We start from the raw sequence: 7,014 nt of genomic DNA on the forward strand, positions 1-7,014 counted from the left end.
TATCAGGCCTATATAGGAAATGACCGTAGCGATGAATTCATATCTTTCCTCTTCCACAATGATCGAATTATTGTTCACTGATCATCGCTCCTTCCTCACGCTAGCATATGCAGTTATGGGCGGATAGTGCCTAATTTAATCAATCGTTTGATTAGCTAACCTTTTATGAATTATCTGCGCTTTTGCTTAGGGAAAAACTATTAGCTGCTGGCTATCTATATGGAAGGTTGAAAAATCATTGCTGTAGACCCACCTGCTGCCAGACTGCTATGATGATGGAACCGGAATGAAGGGGCTGACGAGGCGTTGGAAAATGAAAAATATAAGGAGCTGAAGATGGGCGAGCGCGGTGTCTATATTAGTATCGGCGCTTACCTTGTTCTGTCTTCTTTGAAATTGATTGTTGGAATTATAAGCGGATCGGCAGCACTGCGCGCAGATGGTTTGAATAACGCTACCGATATTGTCGCTTCTGTTGCTGTACTGATTGGTTTGAAATTGGCGAGGAAGCCGCCAGATGCGGATCATCCGTATGGACACTGGAAAGCGGAGACTGTTGCAAGTCTGATTGCGTCTTTTATTATGATGACAGTAGGTTTGCAAGTACTGTATACGGCAGTGCTGAATGTATTTGATGGATCAAATGAGGCACCTGATATGCTGGCGGCGTGGACAGGTATTTTCGGTGCGGTCGTTATGTTTGGGGTTTATCGATATAATATGCGGCTAGGTACAAAGATAAACAGTCAATCTGTTAAAGCGGCAGCAAAGGATAATTTGTCTGATGCACTCGTGAGTATCGGAACTGTTGTAGGTATAGTGGGTTCTCAGCTCGGATTAACTTGGCTTGACCCGGTGGCTGCGATTCTGGTTGGACTCATTATCTGCAAGACAGCATGGGATATATTTGCCGCTGCTTCTCATCAGCTGACGGACGGTTTTGATGAGACATTAATGGCAGCCTATACGGAGACGATTCTGCAGATTCAAGGTGTAAAGGGAATTAAAACAATGAAAGCGAGAAGCTATGGCAATAATGCGATAGTAGATACGGAAATATTGGTGAATTCTACTTTGGATATCCGCAGGGCGCATGATGTAGCTACTACAGTTGAGAAGACATTGAAAAGAGAACATGGTGTCTATTGGGTGAATGTCCATGTTGAACCACAATAAAAGCCAGAAGCGGCCTGCTTCTGGCTTTTTGCGTTAATCGATAATGAGCATATTGTTTTCATCGAATTTCCAATGTTCGCTGAAGGCAACTTCCCAATAATAACCGTCAGGATCGGTGAAGTACCCACTATAGCCTCCCCAATCGACACGCTGCGGCTGTTTGATAATCGTAGCACCAGCTCGGGCGGCCTTTTCGATGACATAGTCTACTTCTTGTTCTGTCTTAGCATTATACGCGAGTGTGAAGCCTGGAAAACCGCCAGTACTTAATGCAGGCGGTTTGTCTCCGCCGATGTCTTTTTGCAATTGCTCAAGCGGAAACAGTTCCAGCTTTGTGCCGTTGTTATTGAAAAAGACGATATTCGGCGAATTTTCTTTCACGCTTGTTTCAAAATCTAATCCATCACGGTAGAAGGCAAGAGAAGCTTGCATATTTCTTACACCTAAGCAAATCAAATTAATCTGATTCATATCGGCAAACACTCCTATCGTTTATTTTGCCGCCGGTTTTTCAACCCTATGCTGATGTTGTAAAGAATCATGATGACTGCTGCGGCAATAAGCACCGCCATAAGCAATAATGTGCCTATGTTAGGGAAGTTGCTGTAAATGCCAATGGCAAAACCGGTCAGCATGATGAGCAGGTACATCAAAGTTTTTCGTGTCATGGTCGTAGCCCCTTTATGGAATGAGTAGGCCAGAAAGCATCTTCTGGGTGATGTGATTGAGTACGGGCAGATCATCTAGTGCAAAAAGCTTTTCCCATCAAGCATGGCGAATTCGTTTGATACACGATGTGCTTCGTAGACAGAAATGACGTTATAGACCTCATCTCAGTTTGGGTACTTGGCGTAAAATTCCGGGCCGGAGCACATACGCAAGAAGCAAAAGCCTCAGCGTGCAAATGTGTCTCTTCAAAAAGCTCCCGCTTTGCAGTTTCTCCTAATGACTCACCAATCCCCGGATATTTGTATCGGACCGAAGCTTGATCAATAGCTCATCTGCTTCGTTGCGGACAATTACCCCGGCTCCTGCCGTTGAATTCGTGTTAATCAAGGATAGAATTGGCCACCGTCAGAACTTCTTTTAGTCTTTTGGATAAATGCTATCTTTACTGCGCGGGTAGAAGTGATTGGAGATACTGTAGCTGATTAAGTAGCTCACTAACATACAGACTCCGGTGATAATAAGGTTATCGTGGAGAAGATAGAGCAGTACACTCAACCCGCCAAGCACGACATAGATCCCAACATTTACATACAATCTTCTAGTTTGGTTATCGAATTTCATGTTGTACGTCCTTTTCTTCAATCTGGATATAGTTTCATTATACCAGTGCCAGTATAAAATCCAAAGAACAGTGTATATCTTGAACGGTTGTCCCATATAGTGTACAAATGTGCGGTATGGGAGGAAGCAGGAATGACGAGAAGGTGGATTGCAGGTGCCGTAGCAGGTGCTTTATTTATTATGCTGCTCGCTTATTATGTACCAAGAATCGTGACGACAGAACAATCTTCCCATTCTTGGTCGCTGCCGCTGGCGGGGAAGACAGTCGTGATTGATCCCGGGCATGGCGGCGTAGATGGCGGTGCAGAAGGAGCGGATGGTACGCAGGAGGCAGGGATTACTTTGGCTGTATCAAAATCGCTTCGAGATTATTTGCAGCAGGCAGGTGCACTTGTTTACTTAACGAGAGAAGCGGATGTGGATTTAGCTGATGAAAATACCAAAGGGCTGTCCCGGCGGAAATCAGAGGATATACGGAAACGTGTAGACTTTATTGAGGAAAAGGAAGCGGATTTTTATATTAGTATTCATACAAATGCACTGCTTGCTACGCAATGGTCCGGGGCACAAACATTTTACAATAAAGATAAAGAAGGCAGTAAAGCGCTGGCTACATTCATTCAGGATGAGATCAAGCGGAATTTGGAGAATACAAAGCGCGTACCGCTTGCACTAAATACGATGTATTTGCTGAAGCACACAGAACCGGCAGGTGCACTTGTGGAAATTGGTTTTATGTCTAACCCAAGAGAGCTGGAACTGCTGAAAGATGTTTCTTACCAGGATAAGATGGCGTTTAGTATTTATGAAGGGATACTCCGCTATACGACAGAGAAATTGCCTGAAGATGAGTGAACGAGCACCGCTTGCCTAGCTTCGCTAAGAATGTGTTATACTAGCGGTAAAAGCAGTCTGGAAAACGTTTTCCTTAGACAAGCTAGGTAGGGGGCATTCACATGGTAACAGAAGATAAAGTGCGGGAACTTCTGAATGGTATTGAAGATCCTTTTTTACATACGACACTAGAAGAAACTGGTGCAATTACAGATATCCGAATTAAGGAAGAGAAGCACCATGTTAGTGTGAAAATCTTAGTCGGCAAAACGAATACGGCAGAACAAATGCAGCTGCAGCAGGAAATTGTTAATGTTCTGAAGAGTGCGGGAGCTGCAACAGTAGGATTGCGCTTTGATCAGCTGCCGCAGGAGGTAGTCGATCGTTATAGTCAGAGCGGTGAGGCTCCGAGTGGTCAGCAAAGTTCCTTGCTGGACAAAAATACGAAAACAAAATTCATTAATATCGCGAGTGGCAAGGGCGGCGTTGGTAAATCGACTGTAACGGTAAACCTTGCTGTTGCACTAGCACGAATTGGTTTTAAAGTCGGTATTATTGATGCGGATATTTACGGCTTTAGCGTGCCGGAGATGATGGGAATTGAGAAACGTCCGGAAGTAGTGGACGACAAGATTACACCAGTAGAGCGTTTTGGCGTGAAGATTATTTCAATGGGCTTCTTTGTTGAGGATAACGGACCTGTTATCTGGCGTGGCCCAATGCTCGGTAAAATGCTGACAAGTTTCTTTAAAGAAGTGAAATGGGGCGATGATCTGGACTACTTGCTAGTCGATCTGCCGCCAGGTACTGGCGATGTAGCCTTAGACATTCATACAATGCTGCCTTCTTCTAAAGAGATCATTGTGACAACACCGCATCCAAACGCGGCATTTGTTGCAGCGCGAGCAGGTCAAATGGCACTTCGTACAGATCATGAGATTCTTGGGGTAGTAGAGAACATGGCATATTATGAAGTACAGGCAACAGGCGAGAAAGAATACGTCTTTGGCAAAGGCGGCGGTGACAAGCTGGCAGATGCACTTGATACAGAAGTAATCGGCCGCTTGCCGCTAGCACAGCCTTATAAAGAAGAAGATGTGTTTGCGCCAGCTGTTTATCAAGAAGATCATCCGCTTGGTGATGCGTATGATGACTTAGCGCGAGCTATTCTTGAAAAATATATGCAATAAGAAAATGCGGAGAGCACGATGGCTCTCCGTATTGTTATGTCTTGGTACTGATGCATAGGTGCTATCTCAATTCAGCAGCAGAGCATAGAGTGCCATTCACGTATATATGAAGAGAGCCCCAAACCATACGGATTATGGTCTGGGGCTCATTTTTTTATTTCTCTTTTTGTTTAGATTGTGCTTCTTCTAGTGCTTTCTGAACAGTTTGCATCAGTTTTTGTTCAAACATCGGAGTTTCCGCTGATTCTTGGATTGTTTTTTCAATCTCTTTGCGGAATTCCTGACTCTTCATGACGCTAAGCATCTGCTCCTGCATTTTCGGATCTTGCATAATTTGAAGTACCTGTTTTTGAAAATCAGAGTCATTCATTAGTTCTTTCATGAGCTTTTTTTGTTCCGGACCAATGTTCTTGGCAAAAGCTGCGACAAACTCTGGATCCTCAAAACGCTCTTTCCAGAATTTCTGTCCTTCTTCTGATGTCCAGGACTTGTTGATCGCATCTTCTACCTTACTGGCGTCGAGTGACACCAAATCTTGCATCGTTTCATCTGACATAACTTCTGAAATGGCTTTTTTGCCTTCATCTGTCTTCAATATATCTGCGACCATCTGTTTGGTCGTATCATAATCGGGCTGGCTGCTCTCTGCGGCTTGGCCGCCGCCTGTGCATGAAGCAAGCACGAAAAGAGATAAGAACAAGATCGGCACTATTCGTACATACATAGACACGTGCTCCTTCCAGTATAGTAAGTACACTTACTTTCTGCAGAAGGAGCAGTAGTTATACATTTAATTCACTTCTTTCAATTCTGCTGAGCCGCCTGCAATCAGTTCACTGACAGTGACGTAGTGATATCCTTTGTTTTTCAGTGCAGGCAAAATGGTTTCCAATGCTTTTGCTGTCTGCTTTACAGAATCAGATGCATGCAGCTGAATGATATCGCCGTTGTTCGCTTCTTCTAGTACTTCATCGACGATAAGCTGCGTGCCGGGATTGCGCCAGTCTTTTGGGTTAACGCTGTATTGAATCACCTTTAGACCAAGTGTTTCGGATAACTGAATAATCTCTGTATTAAAATCTCCAGTCGGTGCGCGAAGCAGCTCTATATCCTCATGCCCGAGCTTGCGGAATATTTCCTTTGCATACGTCAAATCTTTTCGTATTTGTGCTGGTTCTTGTTCGATATAGCTTTTGTAGCGGTATCCCATCATTCCGAGTTCATGCTTATCTTCGACAATACGGTCAATAATCTGTGGGTGACGCTCGGCCCACTCACCGCTGACGAAGAAGGTAGCTTTTACATTTTGTTCTTTCAGTTCATCCAAGATAGGGAGAGCTTGTGTGTCACCCCAGCTGATATTGAAGGTAAGCGCGATATTGGGCTCGTCTTTATTTCCTTGGGTTAGTGCTGCAGGCTTTTCTTTTGAAGAAAAGACCGACAGCGAGCTGCTTGTCTCCATCCAGATGATCAATGCTGTGAACATTGCCGCCGCTACGACGAATGCCCACCTTTTCCACTTGTTGAAACGGAATACATAAAAGTGCTGCATGCCTATCATTCCCTTCGTTGTTCACAGTAATGTAGTCTCATTCTATGCATGCCTGTCCGGGAACATGATGCTTGTCTCGGGGAGAGATGAGAAATGACAGGAATTTAACATTAGAATTGGTTCGGGTTTGTACTGTCTCATTCGGTTATACCTTAGAAAGGAGCGAGTTAGCGAGGAGTTACCGAATGGATGTCTGAGGTGTTAAGGGAGTGACGTGGAGGGATTAACAGATAGCGGTGGTGAGAGCGGAGTGATTGAATGAGGGAAGGAAAAGATAAAGATACTGGGCGGAAGTTCTTTACTCACGCTTATTCATGAGGTGATGGTTATTGTGCTGATTACAGTTGCGGCAGTGCAGCTTGATCCGGAGGGTGTTTGTCAGCAGGTAGGTTAATCAGCAGTTAAACATTGAAAATCGATGGAGAATCGGAATTTGCTGAAAGGGAGATCGATTGTAGAGTGCTTCAATATAGTACATAGCGGGTTGCTAGTTGTGAACAGTAGAGGAAGCTTTATCGTAATAGGAATTACACAGGACACACGGCGATTGGCTGCTTTGCCGATAGGATGGAAGCAGCGGAATCCAGAAAAGCGCATTATAGAAGGCAAGGCAATTTGATGGACGATTCACTATCTGTATTGGCTTTTAGTATAGAAAGAGAAGAATCAGAGGTAATGGAGCGGAGACAAAGGGATACGAACGAGGGAGTTTTATCTGGCTGTGGGCTGCCAAATGTACGGAAATGAAAGGACTTGATTGTGCAGCTGTGATGATCTCCTTCTGTATAGACTTACAGCATCCGCAGAAGGGAAATGCAATGACCTACCTTCTTCAGCGTTATGGTTACAAGCCTCCTCCGTAAAAGTAAGTACGTAAACAACCTTTAAAGCGAGATCATTCGAACAGATGTGTAATTCGTGCGATAGAAATTTGTATCTGCTTTATGGTGTGGTGGTATTGCCGGGAACAAA

The 7,014-nt window shown here is 44.3% G+C and carries 9 protein-coding genes; 4 read left to right on the forward strand and 5 right to left on the reverse strand.

What is annotated here, in order from left to right; all coding sequences use genetic code 11:
- Nucleotides 1-306 precede the first annotated feature (306 nt).
- Nucleotides 307-1,176: a cation diffusion facilitator family transporter gene (locus KS242_RS01135; RefSeq protein WP_305852597.1), complete on the forward strand. Its 870-nt coding sequence runs from the start codon at nt 307-309 to the stop codon at nt 1,174-1,176.
- A 33-nt stretch (nt 1,177-1,209) separates the two neighbouring features.
- Here the strand turns inward: KS242_RS01135 and KS242_RS01140 are convergent, their stop codons facing one another.
- The 3 genes from KS242_RS01140 to KS242_RS01150 all read right to left on the reverse strand — a co-directional run bounded on the left by KS242_RS01140 (nt 1,210) and on the right by KS242_RS01150 (nt 2,466).
- Complete coding sequence (locus KS242_RS01140; RefSeq protein ID WP_217322644.1) at nt 1,210-1,647, reverse strand: VOC family protein; 438 nt, start codon at nt 1,645-1,647, stop codon at nt 1,210-1,212.
- Nucleotides 1,648-1,661: 14 nt separating this feature from the next.
- Nucleotides 1,662-1,844 (reverse strand): hypothetical protein, encoded by a 183-nt coding sequence (locus KS242_RS01145; protein WP_217322645.1) that lies wholly within the window; start codon nt 1,842-1,844, stop codon nt 1,662-1,664.
- 418 nt (nt 1,845-2,262) lie between these two features.
- A complete protein-coding gene (locus KS242_RS01150; RefSeq protein ID WP_217322646.1) occupies nt 2,263-2,466 on the reverse strand; it encodes a hypothetical protein in 204 nt (67 codons plus the stop codon).
- 132 nt (nt 2,467-2,598) lie between these two features.
- On the opposite strand from KS242_RS01150, the gene cwlD reads away from it, so the two are divergent.
- Together cwlD and KS242_RS01160 are read left to right on the forward strand one after the other, a co-directional pair.
- A complete protein-coding gene (cwlD, locus tag KS242_RS01155; protein WP_217322647.1) occupies nt 2,599-3,321 on the forward strand; it encodes an N-acetylmuramoyl-L-alanine amidase CwlD in 723 nt (240 codons plus the stop codon).
- A gap of 101 nt (nt 3,322-3,422) precedes the next feature.
- Nucleotides 3,423-4,490 carry an Mrp/NBP35 family ATP-binding protein gene (locus KS242_RS01160; protein ID WP_217322648.1) on the forward strand — a complete coding sequence of 356 codons (1,068 nt, stop codon included), beginning with the start codon at nt 3,423-3,425 and terminating at the stop codon, nt 4,488-4,490.
- Between the two features lie 154 nt (nt 4,491-4,644).
- On the opposite strand, the gene gerD is transcribed toward KS242_RS01160, so the two are convergent.
- Together gerD and pdaB are read right to left on the reverse strand one after the other, a co-directional pair.
- Entirely contained in the window at nt 4,645-5,214 is a 570-nt protein-coding gene (gerD, locus tag KS242_RS01165; protein WP_217322649.1) for a spore germination lipoprotein GerD, read from the reverse strand.
- 66 nt (nt 5,215-5,280) lie between these two features.
- Entirely contained in the window at nt 5,281-6,042 is a 762-nt protein-coding gene (gene pdaB / locus KS242_RS01170; RefSeq protein ID WP_217322650.1) for a polysaccharide deacetylase family sporulation protein PdaB, read from the reverse strand.
- A 433-nt stretch (nt 6,043-6,475) separates the two neighbouring features.
- On the opposite strand from pdaB, the gene KS242_RS01175 reads away from it, so the two are divergent.
- Nucleotides 6,476-6,661: a hypothetical protein gene (locus tag KS242_RS01175; protein ID WP_217322651.1), complete on the forward strand. Its 186-nt coding sequence runs from the start codon at nt 6,476-6,478 to the stop codon at nt 6,659-6,661.
- Nucleotides 6,662-7,014: the final 353 nt, after the last annotated feature.

The sequence above is a fragment of the Terribacillus sp. DMT04 genome (assembly GCF_019056395.1).
Classification (GTDB): Bacteria; Bacillota; Bacilli; order Bacillales; family Amphibacillaceae; genus Terribacillus; species Terribacillus aidingensis_A.